Origin of the sequence: Massilia suwonensis, from assembly GCF_042655665.1 — a bacterium.
Taxonomy (GTDB): Bacteria; Pseudomonadota; Gammaproteobacteria; order Burkholderiales; family Burkholderiaceae_D; genus Telluria; species Telluria suwonensis.
Genome location: NZ_JBHSMR010000008.1, coordinates 378,241 through 397,715 on the forward strand (window position 1 = coordinate 378,241; position 19,475 = coordinate 397,715).

Here is a 19,475-nt window from a genome sequence, read left to right on the forward strand (position 1 = left end):
GCGGAGTGGTGATACAGAACAGTCTACTTATAGACGGCCCGAGATGCTGAACAGCGGCTCTAACACCCATTCGTATAGCTTGCGGCGCTCAAGCATGACGTTGGCGTCAACCAGCATGCCGGAGCGCAACGGCATAGGGGCACCGTACGCCCGAACAGACTGTTGCTCGAGTGCAAGCCGAATTCGGTATACCGGTTCCGACTGTGCAGCGCCAGGCATTGCTGCCGTAGGCAGTTCTTCAAGGCGTACCGAGGTCGTGGCGACTTCGCGCACACGCGCCGGGTGCTGGCCGAATTTCTGGTAGGGGAAAGCCCGGTAGCGCAGCATGGCCGTCATGCCAGGCTTGATGAAGCCCACCGCATGCGAAGGCACATACATTTCCGCTTCCAGCATACTCTCTTCCGGTAGGATGGATGCCAGCGAGGTCGCAGAGCCGACGGTCTGACCGAGATTCGCCGCAATCGCCGTGATCGTGCCGCTCTGGCGTGCCCGGATGGGGATTTCGCGCCGTGCCTCATTCTCGGTCAGGTCCTGTTCAAGCGTCGACGCACTGCGGCGCAATGCATTTTCGTCGCGCAGCGCCTGCACCGTCATATCCTGCTCTTCTGCTTGGGTACTTACCAAGTCGCGCTGAGTCGCGGATCGGATACGTTCGACCTCAAGCAGGCGCTGACGCTGGTCGAGCAGCTCGGCTTCCCGTTCCTGCAGTTGCGCGGCCGAGATGTAGCCGGTCGACTTCAATTGTGCGAATCGTGCCACGGTCTGCTCGGACAAGGTGATGCGCTGCTGTTGCATGAGTGCTTGATTGTCGAGCCGCGTGATTTCTCCCTGTAGATCACGCGCACGCTGTTGCAGGGCGGTCCTCCGATGTCCGGCTTGTGCCTTGGCCTGCTGCAGCTCAGTACGGAAGCTGTCGCGACGCTGCGCCAGCAATTCGGAAACTAAGGCTTCCGTGGAGCGTGAATTGGCAGTGCTGCGCTCGCTGGACACGACGAACAGAATCTCGCCTTCTCGTACGAACTGGCCTTCCTTAATGCGGATTTCTTTAATGATGCCAACCTGGTTGGAAAAAACCCGGATTACCCCGGCTGTAGGTACCAACATGCCCTGGACTGGCGCCTTACGGGTTGTTTCGAATAGGGCGAAGAATGCGATGAGTAACGATACCAACGTCATAAATACGCCAGTGAGAACAATATGACTAACTGGGCGGGTCAGGATTACGGTGCCGTATTGGCGCACCGTTATATGTTCGACAGCCTGCTGACGAAACAAAGTCTTAGATGCAGAGTTGGTGGGTCGCGAGGACTTGTTTTCTGTTTTCTCGCCCGAAGGAGTTATAGCATCGCGCAAGGTAATTTCTCTCGAGTGGCATATCAAAATTTTCCGGAACACTTATTGTATAAGTGAAAGATGTAAGAATTTGTATAAGCTAAGCCGAAATATTGATGTAAATCAGGATTATTGCCGATGAGTTTCCACAAAAAGTTGGATAGAGAAAACTAATGTAGTAGTTGCGACAACAGACCGCAGTTTCAGACTAGCAACGCGACAAGGAACATGGGGCTAATGAAAAATTCCGTTGCGTTTAGTGGAATGGCAGAAGCTTCTCTAAAAAAATGAAAGAACGGTCTAAAGTCTATTTTAGTAGACGATTTTACTAAGGGCGCAATTTTTGAAGAGATTGCTAAGACTTCAACTAAATCTGCTTGTTTACTAGTTCTCGTTGATACTAATTAAACAAACATCGAAAACGTTAAGCTGTATCAACGTCAACCTTGCAGAACCGTAATCCACTAATCCAATATTCGCTTCGCAAAAGTATGGACGTCTTGTCTCCCGATACAGGTCTCTTCCTAGGCATTCTCAAGCGTTTCGTCAACACTCTTACCGCTGCTATTTCCACGTGTTGGAAAAGCTTAACGTGCTGTAGTTAAAGCTAATGATTCAAGTCAATCCAGTGTTTGCGGAATCTCCTCGTTGTCATGAGAATTGTTTCCCATAATTAACTGTCCTTGAAAATATGAAATATTTCCTGGATTGTCTTGATGCTTATGTTGGAGGAAAAATGAAATTTTCTTGCCAAGAATTAGAAGCCTTTTACAACACACTTCCTATTCCTGCGCAATTGTTTTTAATTGCCATGGGAGCAGCAATTTTATTTATGTCTGGTGGTGTGATCGGATCCTCGATAGGAAAAGCGCTCTACTTTTTGATTAATTGATAAATCTGGACTTGGAGGCTTTATGAACGATATTCGTCTGATTGAATTGACCGATGCTGAGATTGACGAGGTGTCCGGCGGGTTCCCTTGGGTAGCAGTTGGTGTGGGTATATTCTTAGCGGGTGCAATTGTTGAAGGGTACAATGCCTACAAAGAGGAAAAGAAAGCTCAAGCGCAGGGCAAGACTAAATAACTCCATTATATTTTTATAGGTGATTTATGAACGCTATTAACTCCATCCCCCGTACCCTTGGTATGCAAGAACTGACTGACGATGAAGTGCTTGAGGTGAGTGGCGGGCACCCACTAATTCCAGTTGCTGGCGTTGCTGCTGCAGTCGCCGGTATTTGGACTGCAGGAGCGACAGTAGGAAAAGCTGTTGGTAAAGCCGTTGCTAATCTTACGAAGGATTAAAGTATTTCAATGCTGGGTGAAAATCAACGGCTTCGCGTTTGAAACCCATCTGCATTGAACTATAAAGGGTCCGACTTCTTCCATGGTCGGATCCTTTTTGATTGAAATGTCAATAACCATACGACACCGTCAATTATCATAAATATCAGTGTGAAAGAGCTTCGGTTTTACTTCCTTCAATGCCCCCCGCAATATCTAATAGGTTAAGGAGGCGTCATGTCTAGGTTCGTTTGTCCTGTTTGGAGCTAGAAAGAAATAACTATCTCTATGCTTATCCAAACCTGTCGCGTTAGACGCCGTTCGGCCGACCGAGATGCGCATGTGTGCTTTACAGTAGAGATCTAGGCATTGCATCCCAAAGCGGTTATATACACCTGATCAATGGACTGGGATAACGCATTCATCGCATACCCATTTGGGGAAGATCGTCTGGGAGATCCAAAAGCGCGGCTAACCAAGGCAATTTTTTGTATCCTGCACGGGAGCCCACTACCGTGCAACAAACCCATGGATTCCAGCGAAACCTCCTCCGTAGTCAATCTTCCCAAACAGCTGCGCTACGAACATTTTATTCGGCGCGTGGCCGATACCGGCCGGGTCTGGGGCCTGGTGCGCGACGGCTGGGCCATCGGCAAGACCGATGATGGGGCGCTGGTCTTCCCCCTGTGGCCGACGAGCGAGCTGGCGCAGCAGTGTGCCGTGCTCGAATGGGAAGGTTATGTACCGCAGGAATTCGCCTTGCAGGAATTGTTCGACGAATTGCTGCCGCAGATCGAGGCCGACGGCATCCTGCCCGGCATTACCTATACGCCCGACGAATACGGGCTGACGCCCACGCACGCCGAATTGCGCGCCGACTTGCAGGCGAGATGTCGCCAGCGCACGGCACCCTGATACCACCTGTCGAAAAGATCAGCCCATGCATACCCTTCCGTACGACGGCCTGGTCCTCGCCGCATTGGACGAACAGATCCTGCACCCCGGCGTCAAAGGCTTGCCGATCCTGGAGCCGCTGCGCCAGGGCGCGATCGGCGTGCAGAACTGGAACGTATTGCACGCCGATACCAGCTTTCCGGTGGCGGTACTGAAAACGTCCCGCTTGCGCCATAACCTCGACTGGATGCGGCGCTTTTGCGAGCGCTACGGGGTGACGCTGGCGCCGCACGGCAAGACGACGATGTCGCCGCAACTCTTCGGTGCCCAGCTCGCCAACGGCGCCTGGGGCATCACCCTGGCCACGGCAAGCCAGGTGCAGGTCGCCTACCGCTTCGGCGTGCGCCGCGTGCTGCTGGTGAATCAACTCATCGCGCCTGCCGACATCCGGTCGGTGCTGGCCCTGCTGCGCAGCGACTCGGGTTTCGAGTGCATCCTGCTGGCCGATTCCCTGGCCGGCGTGGCGCGCCTGGCCGAGGCCGTGGCGCTGCACCCGCTCGCGCATCCTTTGCCCGTGCTGGTCGAACTCGGCCTGGCCGGCAAACGCGCCGGTTGCCGTACGCTTGAGGCCGCGATCACCGTGGCGCGCGCGATCGCCGGCGCGCCCGGCCTGCAGCTGGCCGGCTTCGAAGGCTATGAGGGCTTGCTCGTGACCGAGGACAGCGCGCAAGACCTGGCCGCCGTCGACGCCTTCCTGGCCCAGCTTACTGAGCTGGTGCGCAGCGCCGACGACGAAGGCCTGTTTACGGGTACTGAGATCCTGCTCTCGGCCGGTGGCTCGGCCTACTTCGACCTGGTCGCGCGCGGCTTTCAATCCGTGTCCGGCCTGTCGCGTCCGGTGCGCGCGGTGCTGCGCAGCGGCTGCTACCTGACCAGCGACCACGGCACCTATGAGCGCATGCTCGGCGAACTGAACGCGCGCGAAGGAGAGCATGACGGCTTGCAGCCCGCGCTGGAGGTGTGGGCCATGGTGCAGTCGCGGCCGGAGCCGACGCTGGCCATTCTTACCATGGGCAAGCGCGACGCCGGCTACGACGCCGACTTGCCGCTGCCCTTGGTCTACCACCGCCCCGGCCCCGGCACGCCGCACGCGCTGCCGCCGGGCTGTTCGATTTTTAAACTCAACGACCAGCATGCGTATCTGCGCCTGCCGGAGGGGGACCCCTTGTGCACGGAACTGGCTGTGGGCGACCTGGTCGGCTGCGGCATCTCGCATCCCTGCACCACCTTCGACAAGTGGCCTTTGATCCTGGCCGTGGACGACGACTATCACGTGCGCGGCGCCTACAATACGCTCTTCTGAACCCTCTTCTGGAAGGGTGGGGCGGTAAGCTACAATCCTTGCTCGAACATCAAGAGAGCTGCCATGCCCGCCACCCCGCCGTCGCTGTTCCCGCCGATCCAACCGACCCGCCACGGCATGCTCGCCGTCGATGATGTGCACACGATCTACTGGGAGGAGGTAGGCAACCCGAACGGCATTCCCGTGCTGTTCCTGCACGGCGGTCCCGGCGCCGGCCTCTCTCCCCAGCACCGGCGCTTTTTCGACCCGCACGCCTACCGCGTGATCCTGTTCGACCAGCGCGGCGCCGGCAAATCGACGCCGCTGGGCGAGTGGCGCAACAACACGACCCAACTGCTGATCGAGGACATCGAGCGCTTGCGCGTGATGTTCGGCATCAAGCAGTGGCTGGTGTTCGGCGGTTCCTGGGGTTCGACCCTGGCGCTGGCCTATGGCCAGACCCATCCGGAGCGCTGCCTCGGCTTCGTGCTGCGCGGGATCTTCCTGTGCACCAAGGCCGAAGTCGACTGGTTCCTGCACGGCGTGGAATGGTTTTATCCGGAACTCTACGAAGACTTCATCGCCCCGATTCCGCTTGAAGAACGGGGCGACCTGCTGAACGCCTATGCGCGGCGCCTGCTGTGCGACGATCCTGCCCTGTACTGGCCGGCGGCGCGCGCCTGGAGCCGCTTCGAGGGTAGAAGGGTCTTCCTGCTGCCGCAGGAAGAAGAGCAGCCTTCCGACACGCTCGACCTGGGCGTGGGCCGCCTGGAGGCCCATTACATGGCAAATGGCGCCTTCCTCGCGGAAGACCAGTTGATCCAGGACCTCGGGCGTATATCTCACCTGCCGGCCGTGATCGTGCAGGGCCGCTACGACGTGATCTGCCCGCCGCTGTCGGCGCACCGCCTGCAGCGCGCCTGGCCCGGCGCCAGGATGCGCATGATCCCGGATGCCGGACACGGCGCGCTGGAAATCGGCATCGCGCGTGCGCTGGTCGGCGCGACCGAACAGTTCAAGCGTTACGGCCGCTTCGATTGAGCGGGTTGCCGCTTGCGCGGCTGCTACACTACGCCTGACACATTACAACGCCTATAACAGTGTTTTCATGAACATCCAGATTAGCGACATCGGTCACATGATCCAGCTGGCGATCGCGCCGGTCTTCCTGCTGACCGGCGTGGCGACCAAGCTGACGGTGCTGACCAACCGGCTGGCGCGCATCATCGACCGCACCCGGGTGCTCGAGGACCGCCTGCAGATCGGGCCGAACGACGACTACACGGAGGAACTGGAAACCCTGTACACGCGCTCGCACCTGATCAACTATGCGATCACCTCGAGCACCGGCTGCGGTTTCCTGGTCTGCCTCGTGATCGCGATGCTGTTCCTGGGCGATAGCGCCAACATCAAGCTCGACCAGGTCATTGCCGCCTTCTTCGTGCTGGCCATGGTCGGCCTGATTTCCAGCTTCGTTTTTTTCCTGCGCGAGATCTTCATTTCCTCGCGCTTCATGCGCATGCGCCACGACGCCAGCCTGGTGCCGGGCGAGCGCCGCACTTAACTTTTTGATCGAGTTCCCCCATGCACGACTACCAGCGCCCACCCACCCTGCACCGCTACGGCATGCGCGACGAGCTCGAGCAGGCACTCAAGGCCGGCCAGTTCCGCCTCCAGCCGAGCAACGGCTTCCTGACGCTGTCCTTCTCGCAAGCCTGGAGCAAGACCCTGTTCGACGTGCTCGGCCCGGCCGATTGCTGCCTGGTGATCCACAACAGCGAAGAATTCGGCGAGCGCCTGCACCGCGCCGTGCAGCGCGCACTGCCGAACTGGGCCGGCATCGACGGCGCCGTCGAATACGGCCAGCGCTCGCCCTTGGGCGCGGCGTTCACCAAGAGCGGGGCCGAAGCCCAGGAACAGGAATGGAAGTTCGCCTGGCGCTCGCTGTCGCCGAATGCCAGCCTGAATCCGGTGACGGTGCGCATCGGCAGCATCGAGCAGTTCGCGGAATTGCGCGCGCCCGAAAGCCATCTGGTCTGACGTTTAGAACCACGCCTCGAAGGAATCCCGATTTAATGTCGGGATGACAAATACCGCCTACCCCCATCTGCTCGCCCCGCTCGACCTCGGTTTCACGACCTTAAAAAACCGCGTGATCATGGGGTCGATGCACACCGGCCTCGAAGACCGTTTTTATAACTACGGCAAACTCGCCGCCTTCTACCGCGAGCGCGCGGCCGGCGGGGTAGGCTTGATCGTCACCGGCGGCATCTCGCCGAACCGGCAGGGCTGGCTGCTGCCGCTGGGCGGCACCCTGAATTTCATTGGCGACGTCCTCAATCACCGCCGCGTCACCCGCGCCGTGCACGAAGAGGGCGGCAAGATCCTGATGCAGATCCTGCACGCGGGCCGCTACGGCTATCAACCCTTTGTCGTCTCGGCCTCGCCCGTCAAATCGCCGATCTCGAAATTCAAGCCGAAGGAACTCGACGAACGCGGCATCGAGGCGACGATCCGCGCCTACGTGCGCTGCGCGAAACTGGCGAAACTGGCCGGCTACGACGGCGTCGAGGTGATGGGCAGCGAAGGCTACCTGCTGAACCAGTTTTTATGCGCGCGCGTGAACAAGCGGACCGACCGCTGGGGCGGCCCGATCGAGAACCGCATGCGCCTGGCCGTCGAGGTGGTGCGCCGCATCCGCGCCGCCGTCGGTCCGGACTTCATCCTGATGTACCGCCATTCGGTACTGGACCTGGTCGAAGGCGGCAACACCTGGGAAGAAGTGGCCACCGTGGCGCGCGCCCTGGAAGCGGCCGGCGTCACCATCCTGAATACGGGCTATGGCTGGCACGAGGCGCGCGTGCCGACGATCGTCACCTCGGTGCCGCGCGCGGCCTTTGCCAGCGTGGCCGGGCGCCTGCGCCGTGAAGTGAACATTCCCGTGGTCGCCTCGAACCGCATCAACATGCCGCGCGAGGCCGAGGACGTGCTGGCGCGCGGCGACGCCGACATGGTGTCGATGGCGCGTCCCTTCCTGGCCGATGCGGCTTTTGTGGCGAAAGCGGCGAGCGGGCGCGTCGACGAGATCAACACCTGTATCGGCTGCAACCAGGCCTGCCTCGATCACACCTTCTCCAATAAACGCGCCAGCTGCCTGGTCAATCCGCGCGCCTGCCACGAAACGGAACTCAATTACACGAAGACCGACAAGCCGCGCCGCATCGCGGTGGTCGGCGCCGGTCCCGCCGGGCTGTCGGCGGCGACGGTGGCGGCCGAGCGTGGCCACGCGGTGACCCTGTTCGAAGCGTCGAGCGGGGTCGGCGGCCAGTTCAATGTGGCGATGCAGATTCCCGGCAAGGAGGAATTCGCCGAGACGATCCGCTACTTCACGAACAAGCTGGCAGCGAGCGGCGTCGACGTGCAGCTGAACCGGCGCGTGACGCGCGAGGAGTTATTGGCGGCCGGGTTCGACGAAGTCATCGTCGCCACCGGGGTGCGCATGCGCATGCCGAATATCCCCGGCATCGATCATCCGAAGGTGTTGTCTTACCTGGCTGTCCTGCGCGACAAGGCGCCGGTCGGCAAACGGGTGGCGATCATCGGCGCCGGCGGCATCGGTTTCGATACGGGCGAATTCCTGCTGCACGACCCGTCGCACCCGCTGCCGCAGCCGATCAAGACCTGGACCGGGGAGTGGGGCGTCGACCTCGATGCGACGGTGGAAGGGGGACTGGTGAAACCGGTGCCGGCGCATCCGTATCGCCAGCTGTATCTGCTGCAGCGCAAGAGCACGCGGCCGGGGGCGGGTCTCGGTAAAACCTCGGGCTGGGTCCACCGCGCGGCGCTGGTGCGCGGCGGGGTGCAGATGCTGGCGGGGGTGCAGTACGACCGCATCGACGATGCCGGGCTGCATATCACCGTGGGCGGCGAGCAGCGATTGCTCGAGGTGGACAATGTCGTCATTTGCGCGGGGCAGGAGAGCCTGGACGAGCTGACGATCGGGGCGGTGACGGGCGCGACCCGTTTCCACAAGATCGGTGGGGCGGTGCTGGCGGCGGAGCTGGATGCGAAGCGGGCGATTCGGGAGGGGGCGGAGCTGGCGGCGCGGCTCTGATCACATGCCGCAAACCGCGTGGGCTCGGAGAGCCCACCCTACAGGTACCCGGTTTTGTAGGGTGGGCTCTCCGAGCCCACGCGGTAGAACGTTCGAGTAGTCGAAAAAAACGGGGCTTGCGCCCCGTTTGTATTACTTCTTGCGCACTACCACGCAACCGATCGAGTATCCGGCCCCGAACGAGCAAATGACGCCGTTCGCGCCCTGCGGCAAATCGTCCTGGTACTTGTGGAAAGCGATGATCGACCCCGCCGACGAGGTATTCGCGTAGGTATCGAGAATCACCGGCGCCTCGTTCGGCTCGGCGTCGCGGCCCAGCAGGGTGCGCGCGATCAGCAGGTTCATGTTCAGGTTCGCCTGGTGCAGCCAGTAGCGCGACACCTGCGGGATCTGCAGGCCGGCCGCTTCGACCGTGTCCTTGATCATCTCGGCGGCCATCGGGCACACTTCCTTGAACACCTTGCGGCCCTGCTGGCGGAACAGTTTATCGGCTTTACCGACGCCCGACTCGTCGAAGCGGTTCATGAAGCCGAAGTTGTTGCGGATGTTGTTCGAGAACTTGGTTTTCAGTTTCGATTCGAGGATCTCGAACTGGTGTTCGCTCACCGCCGTCTCGGCCGCTTCGACGATCATCGCCGTGCAGGCGTCGCCGAAAATAAAATGGCTGTCGCGGTCGCGGAAGTTCAGGTGGCCGCTGGTGATTTCCGGGTTCAGCACCAGCACCGCGCGCGCCTGGCCGGTTTGCACGGCGGCCATCGCGGTCTGGATGCCGAAGGTCGCCGAGGAGCAGGCCACGTTCATGTCGAAACCGTAGCCCTCGATGCCGAGCGCTTCCTGGACTTCGACCGCCATCGCCGGATAGGCGCGCTGCATGTTCGAGGCGGCGACCAGCACCATGTCGATGTCGGCGGCCACGCGGCCGGCGCGCGCCAGCGCATCCTTCGCGGCGGCGACGCACATTTCGGCTTGCAGCGACAGCTCGTCGTCGCCGCGCTCAAGAATGCGCGAGGTCATGTGCTTCGGATCGAGGATGCCCTCTTTTTCCATCACATAGCGCGACTTGATGCCGGAGGCTTTTTCGATAAAACCGCTGCTCGAGGCTTCGAGCGCGGTGACTTCGCCGGCGGCGATCGCTTCGGCGTTCTCGGCGTTATGCAGCTCGACGTAGGCATTGAACGCCGTCACCAGCTCGTCGTTCGAGATGGAATACGGAGGCGTAAACAGGCCGGTGCCGCTGATGACGACAGGTTTCATGATCGGGACTTTCAAAGGAGATAACGGGGGATTCCCGTGTGAATGACGGCGATTCTACACAATCAATACAAACCTGGGAATTGTCGAGAGGACCATTAGAGTGCCTTGCAAAATCGCCATGGCTGCGTTGCAACGCCTTGCCCTGACGATTTTGTAAGACACTCGGCTTATTCAGGTGCCCCGTGACGCGCCAGGGTCGCGCCCGATGGCCGCTTCGACAACTGCATCGTCTCGCCTTTCAGGTGCTTCACCGCCTGCAGCAGCTGGAAATCGCCGGCGCTGCCGTAGGCCAGCGGCTGGCGGTCGCGCGCCGCGTCGAGCAGGGCCATCTGCTCGTAGATGTCGTCCGGACGGGTCTTGGTTTCGCCGTCGCCGTCGCCCGACAGGTGGTGATCGAGGTCGGCTTCGCGCAGGCGCAGGGCGTTCAGGCCGTCGTTGTCCGCGTTTTCGTCGACCGCGAAATCGGGGATGATGCCGCGCGCCTGGATCGAGCGTCCTTGCGGCGTGAAGTAGCGCGCCGTGGTGAGTTTGACGGCGGCGTCGCGCCCGATCGGGCGGATCGTCTGCACCGAGCCTTTACCAAAAGTCTGGGTGCCGACGATGGCGGCGCGCTTGTGGTCCTGCAGGGCGCCGGCGACGATTTCGGAAGCCGAGGCCGAGCCGGTATTGACCAGCACCACCAGCGGCAGCGTCTTGAATTTTTTCGGAATGCCGGCGAGCGGATCGGGCCCGCTGCGCAGCATGTAGTGTTCGGGCTGGCCATAAAAGCGCTGGCGCGATTCCGGCAGCTGGCCGTTGGTGGAAACGATTTCCGCGCCCTCGGGCAGGAAGGCGGCGGCGACGCCGATCGCGCCTTGCAGCAGGCCGCCCGGGTCGTTGCGCAAATCGAGCACCAGCCCTTTCAGATGGGGCTCCTTGCGCGCCAGTTCCTTCAGTTTCTCGGCCATGTCGTCCACGGTCGGTTCCTGGAACTGGGCGACGCGCAGCCAGCCGTAGCCCGGCTCGACGATCTTGCCCTTGACGCTTTTCTGCACGATTTCCTGGCGCTCGACGGTGAGCACCAGCGGCTGCGGCGTGCTGGCGCGGGCAATCGTCAGCGTGACGCGCGTGCCCGGCATGCCGCGCATGCGTTTCACGGCTTCTTCCAGCCCCAGGCCGCGTACATCGAGCCCGTCGATGCGGGTGATCAGGTCGCCCGCCTGGATGCCGGCCCGTTCGGCCGGCGAGTCTTCCATCGGCGCGACGATTTCGACGTAGCCGTCGTCGCTCTCTCCGATCTCGATGCCCAGGCCGACGAACTTGCCCTCGGTGCCTTCGCGCAGTTCGCGAAAGGCAGCCGGATCGAGGTAGGCCGAATGCGGATCGAGCGAATCGACCATGCCGGAAATGGCGCTGGTGAGCAGCTTGCCGCCTTCGACCGGTTCCACGTAATCGGAATGGATCACCTCGACCGCCTTCGCCAACTGCTGCAGCTGGTCGAGCGGCATGCTCGGCTCGACCGGTTTATAGGCGAGCGCGGAAAACTGCATGGTGACGGCGGCGCCGGCGGCCAGGCCGACGGCCAGCAGGCCGGTGTTTTTGAGAGTGGAACCCATAGTGGTCGATGGTGGGAAGGCGTCGCCCTGGCACGCATGAGATAGCGCCCCTCAGTATAAACCCGAATCGCCCGCCGCTCGGGCTGCGTGCGCGCAAACGGGCGCCACTTGTAAAGCGTCTTGTACTTCCAGTAAGTAATTGTAAGAGTGGTCACGCGGGGTGCGTGCCGGTTCTATAGTCGATTCCAGTTTTTCTCTCTCCACTCCCCAAAGTGGTTTCACCCACGGTTCCCCCACCGTGGGTATTTTTTTGCCTGGAGTACCCGATGATCAGAATTCGTTTTGTGCACGCCGCCGTACTGGCCCTGGCGCTGCAGGGCGCGGGCGCCGCCGCCGCGCCGTTGATGGACTTGCGCGCCGAGGATGTCCTGCCGATGGCGGCGCAGTTGCGCACCGAACTGGCGCTGAACGCCAACCAGCAGCTGCTGTGGCAGCAAAGCGAGGCGCGCACCCGCGCGCTGCTGCGCGAACGGCAAACGCGGCGCGAACGCCTGCAGGCGCAGGCCGTGCAATTGAGCGGGCGTCCCGACGCCGAACTGCGCGAGCTGGGAAGCGCGGCGGATGCCGAAGCGGCGGCCAGCGCCGCGGAAGACGGGCAGCTGCGCGCGATCTGGCTGACGATGAACGACGCCCTCGACGACCGCCAGCGCGCCAAAGTGCTGCGCTTCCTGGCCGACCAGCTGGAACGGGTGCGCGACGGCGCGCCGCCGGCACGCGAAGGCGGCGCCGGGCGCGAAGGCGGCCGCGGCGGACCGGGCACCGGGCCGGGAGGAGGGCGCGGACGCGGCGGAGGGGGCGGCAGCAGCATGGGCTTCTAGCCTTGTATCGAAAAGTAAAAAAGCGGCAAGGGCTGAAGCGGTCCGGGCGGCACTAGCTAGAATGGCCGGCTACGTCAATACCAATGACGCTGCCGGCCGCGGCGGCGCCGCCATAACAACGACATGAACAAGCTGATTTCCGCCGCCTGCCTGGCCCTGCTGGGCGCAGCCGCGATACCCGCCCTGGCCGCCGGCCAGAGCACCGAACCCGCCGCGCAGCCGGCACCCGAGACGACACCCGGCAAGACCTCCGGCACAAGCGCGAAAACATCCTCCGCGGCGCCCGTCGCCCAGGTCAACGTGACCGGCTCGCGCGCCAACGACACCGACCAGCGGCGCTTGTCGACCGCCTCGAAAATGGTGTTCGGCCGCGAGGAACTCGACCGCAACGGCGACACCAGCGTCGGCGAAATCCTGAAACGACTGCCGGGCGTGACGATGGGCGGGCCGCCAGGGCGCGGCGGCGGCGCCGTGCGCATGCGCGGCCTGGGCAACGGCTACACCCAGGTGCTGATCAACGGCGAGCGTCCGCCTCCAGGTTTTTCCATCGAATCGCTGCCGCCGGAGCAGGTCGAACGCATCGAGGTGATGCGCGGACCGGTGGCCGAGCACAGCACGCAGGCGATCGCCGGCACCATCAACATCGTGCTGCGCGAGGGCTATCGGCAAAAGGAGATCCAGCTGCGCGCAGGCGACAGCATCAGCGCCGGCCGGCATTCGCCGAACCTGTCGCTGTCCCTGCCGGGCCAGAGCGGCAAGCTGTCCTGGCTGATGAACGTGAATGCGATGGCCGGCCGCAGCCAGAGCGACAGCGACAGCTACGTGCGCGAAGAGGACCTCGCCGGCAACGTGACGCGCGAGCAGAACATCCATACCGGCGTCGAATCGCGCACGCGCGGCATGTTCCTGTCGCCGCGCCTGTCCTATAAATCCGACAACGGCGACACGCTGACTTTCCAACCGTTTATCGGCATCAACCGCAACGACAACGGCAGCGACACCTTCATCGACCACCTCGGCGGCACCCGGCCGGCGGAATACGCGAGACTGCGCACCGCCTCCGAGTCGGAGTCGCAATTCGTGCGCGCGATGGGTAACTGGCTGCACAAGATGGACGGCGGCGCCAAGCTCGACATCAAACTGAGCGGGGGCGCGAGCCGCAACGACAGCGACAGCTTCCGCTATACCTCGGACGCCGCCGGCGCCACGCTGCGCACTTTTAATGACGTCGACAACAGCCGCAACAGCAACATCACGCACAGCGGCAAGTACACGGCGCCGATCGGCAAGGACCATTTGCTGGCGGTCGGCTGGGACCTCGAGGGTGCGCGTTTAAAACAGGTGCACGTGGCGGAAAGCGATGGCGGTGCGCTGTTCGAGGATTCCGGCGCCAACCTGGAAGCGAGCACGCGCCGCCTGGCGCTGTTCGCCCAGGACGAGTGGGACATCACCGAGCGCTGGTCGATGTACCTGGGCCTGCGCTGGGAGGGCATCCGCACCACCAGCACGGGCAGCGACTCGGAAGTGAGCAACACCAGCCGCGTCTGGAGCCCGGTCGTGCACACGGTCTGGCGCATTCCCGGTTTCGAGAAGGACCAGGTGCGCGCGAGCCTGACCCAGAGTTACCGCGCCGCGCCGCTGAACGACATGATCGCCTCGCCTTCGTTTGCGACCTATAACGCGCGCGTCAGTCCCGACCGCAGCGGCAATCCGGACCTGAAACCGGAACTGGCGCGCGGCATCGATCTCGCGTACGAGCACTACCTCGGCAAAAGCGGCATCCTCAGCGCCAGCGGTTTCATCCGCAATGTCGATAACCTGATCCGGCGCGTGATCACCGAGCGCCCCACCAGCCAGGGGCTGCGCTATCTGTCGAGTCCCCAAAATATCGGCAGCGCGCGCACCAGCGGCATCGAGCTGGAAGCGAAGTTCCAGCTGGCCGAACTGGTGGCGAACAGCCCGGACATCGACTTCCGCTCGAACTACAGCCGCTTCTGGTCCAGCGTCGAGGGGATCCCCGGCCCCAACAACCGGCTCGACGGCCAGGCCGACCAGACGGCGAATGTCGGCATCGACTACCGCATGAAGGCGCGGCCGCTGACCCTGGGCGCCAGCTACAACTGGACCCCGGAAGTGCTGGTGCAGACCAGCGCCCTGGAGGCCAGCCAGGCGGGCAGCAAGCGCCAGGTCGACCTCTACGGCCTGTGGAAATTCAGCGCCACCACCCAGCTGCGCCTGTCCGTCAACAACCTGCTGGCCGAGGATTACGTGACCGCGCGCTACTACGCCGCGCCGAACGGCTTCGTGACGACCAGCGCCCATACGGATCCGACCTACGGCCTGCGCTTCGAGATGAAACTGTAATAAAAACGCAAGCCGCGGGGCGCCGACATATGCATATGCCGGCGCCTCCGGTTTGCCATAGCGCCCGTCAATACAGGCGCCCCGCAAAATGGCCGCCCCTGCGCCGGCAGCACATTTTTGCCACATTCCCTCTCGACGGATGGGCCGGGATCGGGCATTCTTGTGTGATTCCACATCGGTAAACGAGGCCCTCCCTTGAAACGCACCCTTCTGAGCACCCTGACCCTGTCCGTGCTGGCCACCTTCGCCCATGCCGGCGACGCCACCAAAGCAGCCGCTACCACAGCCGTCGCCGCCAGCGCGCAAGCCGCGCCGGTCTCCGGCATCGACACCCAGTTCATCGACACCTCGGTGCGCCCGCAGGACGACTTCTTCACTTACCTGAACGGCAAGTGGCTGAAAACGACCGAGATCCCGGCCGACAAATCCAGCTGGGGCACTTTTGCCAAGCTGCGCGACGACACCCAGCCGCAACTGCTGGGCATCATCGAAGCGGCGCAGAAGGATCCGAACAAGAAGACCGGCACCGACGTGCAGAAGATCGGCGACCTGTACGCCAGCTTCATGGACGAAGCGCGCCTCGAGACCCTGGGCGTGAAGCCGCTGTCGAGCGAACTGCAGCGTATCCGCACCCTGAAGGACAAGAAGGGCCTGCCGAACCTGATCGCCCACCTGTCGAAGATCGGCGTCGCTACGCCCTACGGCGTGCGCGTCGGCCAGGATGCGCGCGCGTCCACCAAATACGCCACCTACATCGGCCAGGGCGGCCTGGGCATGCCGGACCGCGACTATTACCTGAAGCTCGACGACAAGCGCATGGCCGACACGCGCGCCAAGTATGAAGCGCACGTGGCGCAGATCCTGACCCTGGCCGGCGAAAAGAACGCCGCCGAGCAGGCCAAGGCCATCGTCGCCTTCGAGACCGAACTGGCGCAGGTGCAGTGGACCAAGGTCGAGAACCGCGACCCTGTGAAACGCTACAACAAGATGAGCGTGACCGAACTGGCCGCGCTGACCCCGGGCTACGACTGGAACGCGGCCCTGGCCGCCGCCGGCGTCGGCAACAAGCTGGAGTACGTGATCGTTGCCCAGCCGAGCTACCTGACCGGTTTTAACAAGGTGGTCGAGAAGACCGACCTGGCGACCCTGAAGTCCTACTTCGAGTGGCAGCTGCTGCGCGAATACTCGCCTTACCTGTCGAAGGCCTTCGTGGACGCCAACTTCGCCTTCTACGGCACGGTCCTGACCGGCGTTTCGGAAAACCGTCCGCGCTGGAAGATCGGCGTGTCGACCGTCGAAGGCGCGCTGGGCGAAGCCCTGGGCCGCCAGTACGTGACGAAATACTTCCCGGCCGAGCGCAAGGCGCGCATGGAAGAACTGGTGAAAAACGTCACCGCCGCCTACGCCCAAAGCATCGAGACCCTGGACTGGATGACGCCGGCGACCAAGAAGGAAGCGCAGGCAAAACTGGCGAAGTTCACGCCGAAGGTCGGCTACCCGAACAAGTGGCGCGATTACTCCAAGCTCAGCATCGTCAAGGACGACCTGGTGGGCAACGTCAAGCGCGCTTCCGAATTTGCCTACAACCGCAACATCAACAAGCTCGGCAAACCGATCGACCGCGAAGAGTGGGGCATGACGCCGCAGACGGTGAACGCCTATTACAGCAGCTCGATGAACGAGATCGTGTTCCCTGCGTCCATCCTGCAGCCGCCGTTCTTCGACATGCGCGCCGACGACGCCGTCAACTATGGCGCAATCGGCGCCGTCATCGGCCACGAGATCGGCCACGGCTTCGACGACAAGGGCAGCCAGTCCGATGGCGACGGCAATCTGCGCGACTGGTGGACGAAAGAGGACCGCGCCGCCTTCCAGGCGCGTGCCGACATGCTGGTGAAGCAGTACAACGGCTACAGCCCGATCCCCGGCTACAACGTCAACGGCGAACTGACGCTGGGCGAAAACATCGGCGACAACTCGGGGCTCGCGATTGCCTATAAAGCTTATAAGATCTCGCTGAAGGGCCAGCCGGCGCCGGTGATCGACGGTCTCACCGGCGATCAACGCTTCTTCATGGGCTTCGGCCAGGTGTGGCGCAGCAAGATGCGCGAAGCGCAGCAGATCGTGCAAGTCAAAACCGATCCGCACTCGCCGGGCCAGTTCCGCGCCAACGGCACCGTCATGAACCACCCGGCCTTCTACGAAGCCTTCGGCGTCAAGGAAGGCGACAAGATGTACCTGGCGCCGAAAGACCGCGTCACGATCTGGTAAAGTCGATGAGCAGTCCGGGGCCACGAGCTTCGGGCCGCGAAGACCTGGTATTTATCCATCACCAAGAGAAAAAGAGAGACACATGAAACAACATCTGCTGAGCGCATTGACGCTGGCGCTGGTCGCCAGCGTCGCCAACGCCGAAACCACGACCGCCGCGGCCGGAGCCGGCGCCGGCGCCGCCGCCAAGAGCGCCAAGGCCCCGGTCCTGTCCTCGGGCGTCGCCACCGAATACATCGACGAGGGCGTGCGCCCGCAGGACGATTTCTTCGAATACCTGAACGGCAAGTGGCTGAAAACCACCGAGATCCCGGCCGACAAGGCGAGCTGGGGTTCGTTCATGCAGCTGCGCGAGAACACCCTGCCGCGCCTGCGCGGCATCATCGAAAAATCGGCCGCGACCAACCCGGCCGCCGGCACCGACGCCCAGCGCATCGGCGACTTTTACGCCAGCTTCATGGACGAAGCGCGCCTCGAGCAGCTGGGCGCGGCCCCGCTGAACGGCGAACTGACGAAGATCGCCGCGATCAAGGACAAGTCCGAGCTGCCGGCCGTGCTGGCGCGCCTCGGTAAAATCGGCGTCGGCGTGCCTTTCGACTTCGCCATCCACCAGGACAACAAGGATTCGACCAAGTACGTCGCCGACATCATGCAGGGCGGCCTGGGCATGCCCGACCGCGACTACTACCTGAAGGCGGACGACGCCAAGCTGGCCGCGACGAAAGCGAAATACCTGCAGCACGTCGAGAAGATGCTGGCCATGGCCGGCGACAAGAACGCCGCGGCGAATGCGAAAGCCATCGTCGACTTCGAAACCGAGATCGCCCGCGTCCAGTGGACCAAGGTCGAACTGCGCGACCCGATCAAGGCCTACAACAAGGTCAACCTGGCCGACATGGACAAAGTCGCACCGGGCTTCGACTGGAAGAGCTGGTTCGATGCCGCCAGCCTGTCGGGCAAGGCCAGCTACGTGATCGTCAGCCAGCCGACCTACCTGAAATCCTTCGTCGACGTCTCGAACAAGACCTCGCTCGACACCTGGAAAGCCTACCTGTCGCTGCACCTGATCGAATCCTACGGCAGCTTCCTGTCGAAGAATTTCGTCGACGAGCGCTTCGACTTCTACGGCAAGACCCTGTCGGGCGTCACCGAGATCGAGCCGCGCTGGAAGCGTGGCGTCGGCGCCGTCGAGCGTTCGCAGGGCGAGTCGCTCGGTAAGCTGTACGTGGCCGAGTACTTCCCGCCGGAGCACAAGGCGCGCATGGAAAAGCTGGTGGCGAACCTGCTGGCAGCCTACAAGCAGAGCATCGACAAGCTCGACTGGATGAGCCCGGCGACCAAGAAGGAAGCGCAAGCGAAGCTGGCCAAGTTCACCCCGAAGATCGCCTACCCGAACAAGTGGAAGGATTACTCGGCACTGGTCGTCAAGCGCGACGACCTGGTCGGCAACGTGATGCGTTCGCGTGTGGTCGAAGCCGACCGCGAACTGAATAAACTGGGCAAGCCGATCGACCGCGAAGAGTGGGGCATGACGCCGCAGACCATCAACGCCTACTACAACCCGGAGATGAACGAGATCGTGTTCCCGGCCGCGATCCTGCAGCCGCCGTTCTTCGACGCGAACGCGGACGACGCGGTCAACTACGGCGGCATCGGCGCCGTGATCGGCCACGAGATCAGCCACGGCTTCGACGACCAGGGCGCCCAGTACGACGGCAACGGCAACCTGCGCGACTGGTGGAGCCCGGCCGACCACAAGAACTTCAAGGCCAAGGCCGACATGCTGGTCAAGCAGTACAACGGCTACAGCCCGCTGCCTGGCTACAACGTCAACGGCGCGCTGACGCTGGGCGAAAACATCGCCGACAACTCGGGCCTGGCGATCGCCGCGAAAGCCTATAAGATCTCGCTGAAAGGTAAAAAGGCGCCGGTGATCAACGGCCTGACCGGCGAGCAGCGCCTGTACATGGGCTGGGCGCAGGTCTGGCGCGAGAAGATGCGCGAGCCGGCCCGGATCGCCCAGGTCAAGACCGACCCGCACTCGCCGGGCCAGTTCCGCGCCAACGGCACCCTGATGAACCAGCCTGGCTTCTACGAGACCTTCAAGGTCAAGCAGGGCGACAAGATGTACCTGGCGCCGAAGGATCGCGTGATCATCTGGTAAGGATGCAGCGCACAAAAAAAAGGACCCTGCGGGGTCCTTTTT

General features: G+C 62.4%; 16 protein-coding genes. 13 read left to right on the forward strand and 3 right to left on the reverse strand.

The features are described from left to right. Positions 1–27: 27 nt before the first annotated feature. The gene (locus tag ACFPQ5_RS05255) at positions 28–1,353 is read right to left on the reverse strand and encodes an HlyD family secretion protein (protein ID WP_379752220.1); all 1,326 of its coding nucleotides are present in this window, start codon (positions 1,351–1,353) and stop codon (positions 28–30) included. 670 nt (positions 1,354–2,023) lie between these two features. Between ACFPQ5_RS05255 and ACFPQ5_RS05260 the strand changes: the two genes are divergently transcribed. From ACFPQ5_RS05260 to ACFPQ5_RS05300, 9 genes are all read left to right on the forward strand, one after another. Further along, positions 2,024–2,224: a hypothetical protein gene (locus ACFPQ5_RS05260; RefSeq protein WP_379752221.1), complete on the forward strand. Its 201-nt coding sequence runs from the start codon at positions 2,024–2,026 to the stop codon at positions 2,222–2,224. Positions 2,225–2,246: 22 nt separating this feature from the next. After that, a complete protein-coding gene (locus ACFPQ5_RS05265) occupies positions 2,247–2,417 on the forward strand; it encodes a hypothetical protein (RefSeq protein WP_379752222.1) in 171 nt (56 codons plus the stop codon). A 26-nt stretch (positions 2,418–2,443) separates the two neighbouring features. Further along, complete coding sequence (locus ACFPQ5_RS05270) at positions 2,444–2,638, forward strand: class IIb bacteriocin, lactobin A/cerein 7B family (protein ID WP_379752223.1); 195 nt, start codon at positions 2,444–2,446, stop codon at positions 2,636–2,638. Between the two features lie 507 nt (positions 2,639–3,145). Beyond that, positions 3,146–3,532 carry a DUF2750 domain-containing protein gene (locus ACFPQ5_RS05275; RefSeq protein ID WP_379752224.1) on the forward strand — a complete coding sequence of 129 codons (387 nt, stop codon included), beginning with the start codon at positions 3,146–3,148 and terminating at the stop codon, positions 3,530–3,532. Positions 3,533–3,557: 25 nt separating this feature from the next. Then, on the forward strand, positions 3,558–4,874 hold the full coding sequence (locus tag ACFPQ5_RS05280; RefSeq protein WP_379752225.1) for an amino acid deaminase: 1,317 nt from the start codon (positions 3,558–3,560) through the stop codon (positions 4,872–4,874). 63 nt (positions 4,875–4,937) lie between these two features. Then, positions 4,938–5,894 carry a prolyl aminopeptidase gene (pip, locus tag ACFPQ5_RS05285; protein WP_379752226.1) on the forward strand — a complete coding sequence of 319 codons (957 nt, stop codon included), beginning with the start codon at positions 4,938–4,940 and terminating at the stop codon, positions 5,892–5,894. Positions 5,895–5,961: 67 nt separating this feature from the next. Then, complete coding sequence (locus ACFPQ5_RS05290; RefSeq protein ID WP_379752227.1) at positions 5,962–6,417, forward strand: DUF2721 domain-containing protein; 456 nt, start codon at positions 5,962–5,964, stop codon at positions 6,415–6,417. Positions 6,418–6,437: 20 nt separating this feature from the next. Beyond that, complete coding sequence (locus ACFPQ5_RS05295) at positions 6,438–6,893, forward strand: hypothetical protein (RefSeq protein ID WP_379752228.1); 456 nt, start codon at positions 6,438–6,440, stop codon at positions 6,891–6,893. A gap of 43 nt (positions 6,894–6,936) precedes the next feature. After that, on the forward strand, positions 6,937–8,967 hold the full coding sequence (locus tag ACFPQ5_RS05300) for an oxidoreductase (RefSeq protein WP_379752229.1): 2,031 nt from the start codon (positions 6,937–6,939) through the stop codon (positions 8,965–8,967). 132 nt (positions 8,968–9,099) lie between these two features. Here the strand turns inward: ACFPQ5_RS05300 and ACFPQ5_RS05305 are convergent, their stop codons facing one another. Beyond that, positions 9,100–10,221: a beta-ketoacyl-ACP synthase III gene (locus ACFPQ5_RS05305; protein ID WP_379752230.1), complete on the reverse strand. Its 1,122-nt coding sequence runs from the start codon at positions 10,219–10,221 to the stop codon at positions 9,100–9,102. Positions 10,222–10,388: 167 nt separating this feature from the next. Next, complete coding sequence (locus ACFPQ5_RS05310) at positions 10,389–11,816, reverse strand: S41 family peptidase (protein WP_379752231.1); 1,428 nt, start codon at positions 11,814–11,816, stop codon at positions 10,389–10,391. A 266-nt stretch (positions 11,817–12,082) separates the two neighbouring features. Between ACFPQ5_RS05310 and ACFPQ5_RS05315 the strand changes: the two genes are divergently transcribed. The 4 genes from ACFPQ5_RS05315 (at position 12,083) to ACFPQ5_RS05330 (ending at position 19,433) form a co-directional block, all read left to right on the forward strand. Further along, a complete protein-coding gene (locus ACFPQ5_RS05315; protein WP_379752232.1) occupies positions 12,083–12,634 on the forward strand; it encodes a hypothetical protein in 552 nt (183 codons plus the stop codon). Between the two features lie 123 nt (positions 12,635–12,757). After that, positions 12,758–14,998 (forward strand): TonB-dependent receptor plug domain-containing protein, encoded by a 2,241-nt coding sequence (locus ACFPQ5_RS05320; RefSeq protein ID WP_379752233.1) that lies wholly within the window; start codon positions 12,758–12,760, stop codon positions 14,996–14,998. Positions 14,999–15,193: 195 nt separating this feature from the next. Further along, positions 15,194–17,269, forward strand: a complete 2,076-nt coding sequence (locus tag ACFPQ5_RS05325) for a M13 family metallopeptidase (protein ID WP_379752234.1) — start codon at positions 15,194–15,196, stop codon at positions 17,267–17,269. Positions 17,270–17,351: 82 nt separating this feature from the next. After that, positions 17,352–19,433 (forward strand): M13 family metallopeptidase, encoded by a 2,082-nt coding sequence (locus ACFPQ5_RS05330; protein ID WP_379752235.1) that lies wholly within the window; start codon positions 17,352–17,354, stop codon positions 19,431–19,433. Positions 19,434–19,475 lie beyond the last annotated feature (42 nt).

What these genes read in the sequence shown, in the direction of transcription:
- ACFPQ5_RS05315 (WP_379752232.1), top strand. Translation starts at nt 12,083, where the DNA reads ATGATCAGAATTCGTTTTGTGCACGCCGCCGTACTGGCCCTGGCGCTG.
- ACFPQ5_RS05320 (WP_379752233.1), top strand. Translation starts at nt 12,758, where the DNA reads ATGAACAAGCTGATTTCCGCCGCCTGCCTGGCCCTGCTGGGCGCAGCC.
- ACFPQ5_RS05270 (WP_379752223.1), top strand. Translation starts at nt 2,444, where the DNA reads ATGAACGCTATTAACTCCATCCCCCGTACCCTTGGTATGCAAGAACTG.
- ACFPQ5_RS05295 (WP_379752228.1), top strand. Translation starts at nt 6,438, where the DNA reads ATGCACGACTACCAGCGCCCACCCACCCTGCACCGCTACGGCATGCGC.
- ACFPQ5_RS05310 (WP_379752231.1), bottom strand. Translation starts at nt 11,816, where the DNA reads ATGGGTTCCACTCTCAAAAACACCGGCCTGCTGGCCGTCGGCCTGGCC.
- ACFPQ5_RS05275 (WP_379752224.1), top strand. Translation starts at nt 3,146, where the DNA reads ATGGATTCCAGCGAAACCTCCTCCGTAGTCAATCTTCCCAAACAGCTG.
- ACFPQ5_RS05305 (WP_379752230.1), bottom strand. Translation starts at nt 10,221, where the DNA reads ATGAAACCTGTCGTCATCAGCGGCACCGGCCTGTTTACGCCTCCGTAT.
- ACFPQ5_RS05280 (WP_379752225.1), top strand. Translation starts at nt 3,558, where the DNA reads ATGCATACCCTTCCGTACGACGGCCTGGTCCTCGCCGCATTGGACGAA.
- ACFPQ5_RS05265 (WP_379752222.1), top strand. Translation starts at nt 2,247, where the DNA reads ATGAACGATATTCGTCTGATTGAATTGACCGATGCTGAGATTGACGAG.
- ACFPQ5_RS05260 (WP_379752221.1), top strand. Translation starts at nt 2,024, where the DNA reads ATGAAATATTTCCTGGATTGTCTTGATGCTTATGTTGGAGGAAAAATG.
- ACFPQ5_RS05290 (WP_379752227.1), top strand. Translation starts at nt 5,962, where the DNA reads ATGAACATCCAGATTAGCGACATCGGTCACATGATCCAGCTGGCGATC.
- ACFPQ5_RS05300 (WP_379752229.1), top strand. Translation starts at nt 6,937, where the DNA reads ATGACAAATACCGCCTACCCCCATCTGCTCGCCCCGCTCGACCTCGGT.
- pip (WP_379752226.1), top strand. Translation starts at nt 4,938, where the DNA reads ATGCCCGCCACCCCGCCGTCGCTGTTCCCGCCGATCCAACCGACCCGC.
- ACFPQ5_RS05330 (WP_379752235.1), top strand. Translation starts at nt 17,352, where the DNA reads ATGAAACAACATCTGCTGAGCGCATTGACGCTGGCGCTGGTCGCCAGC.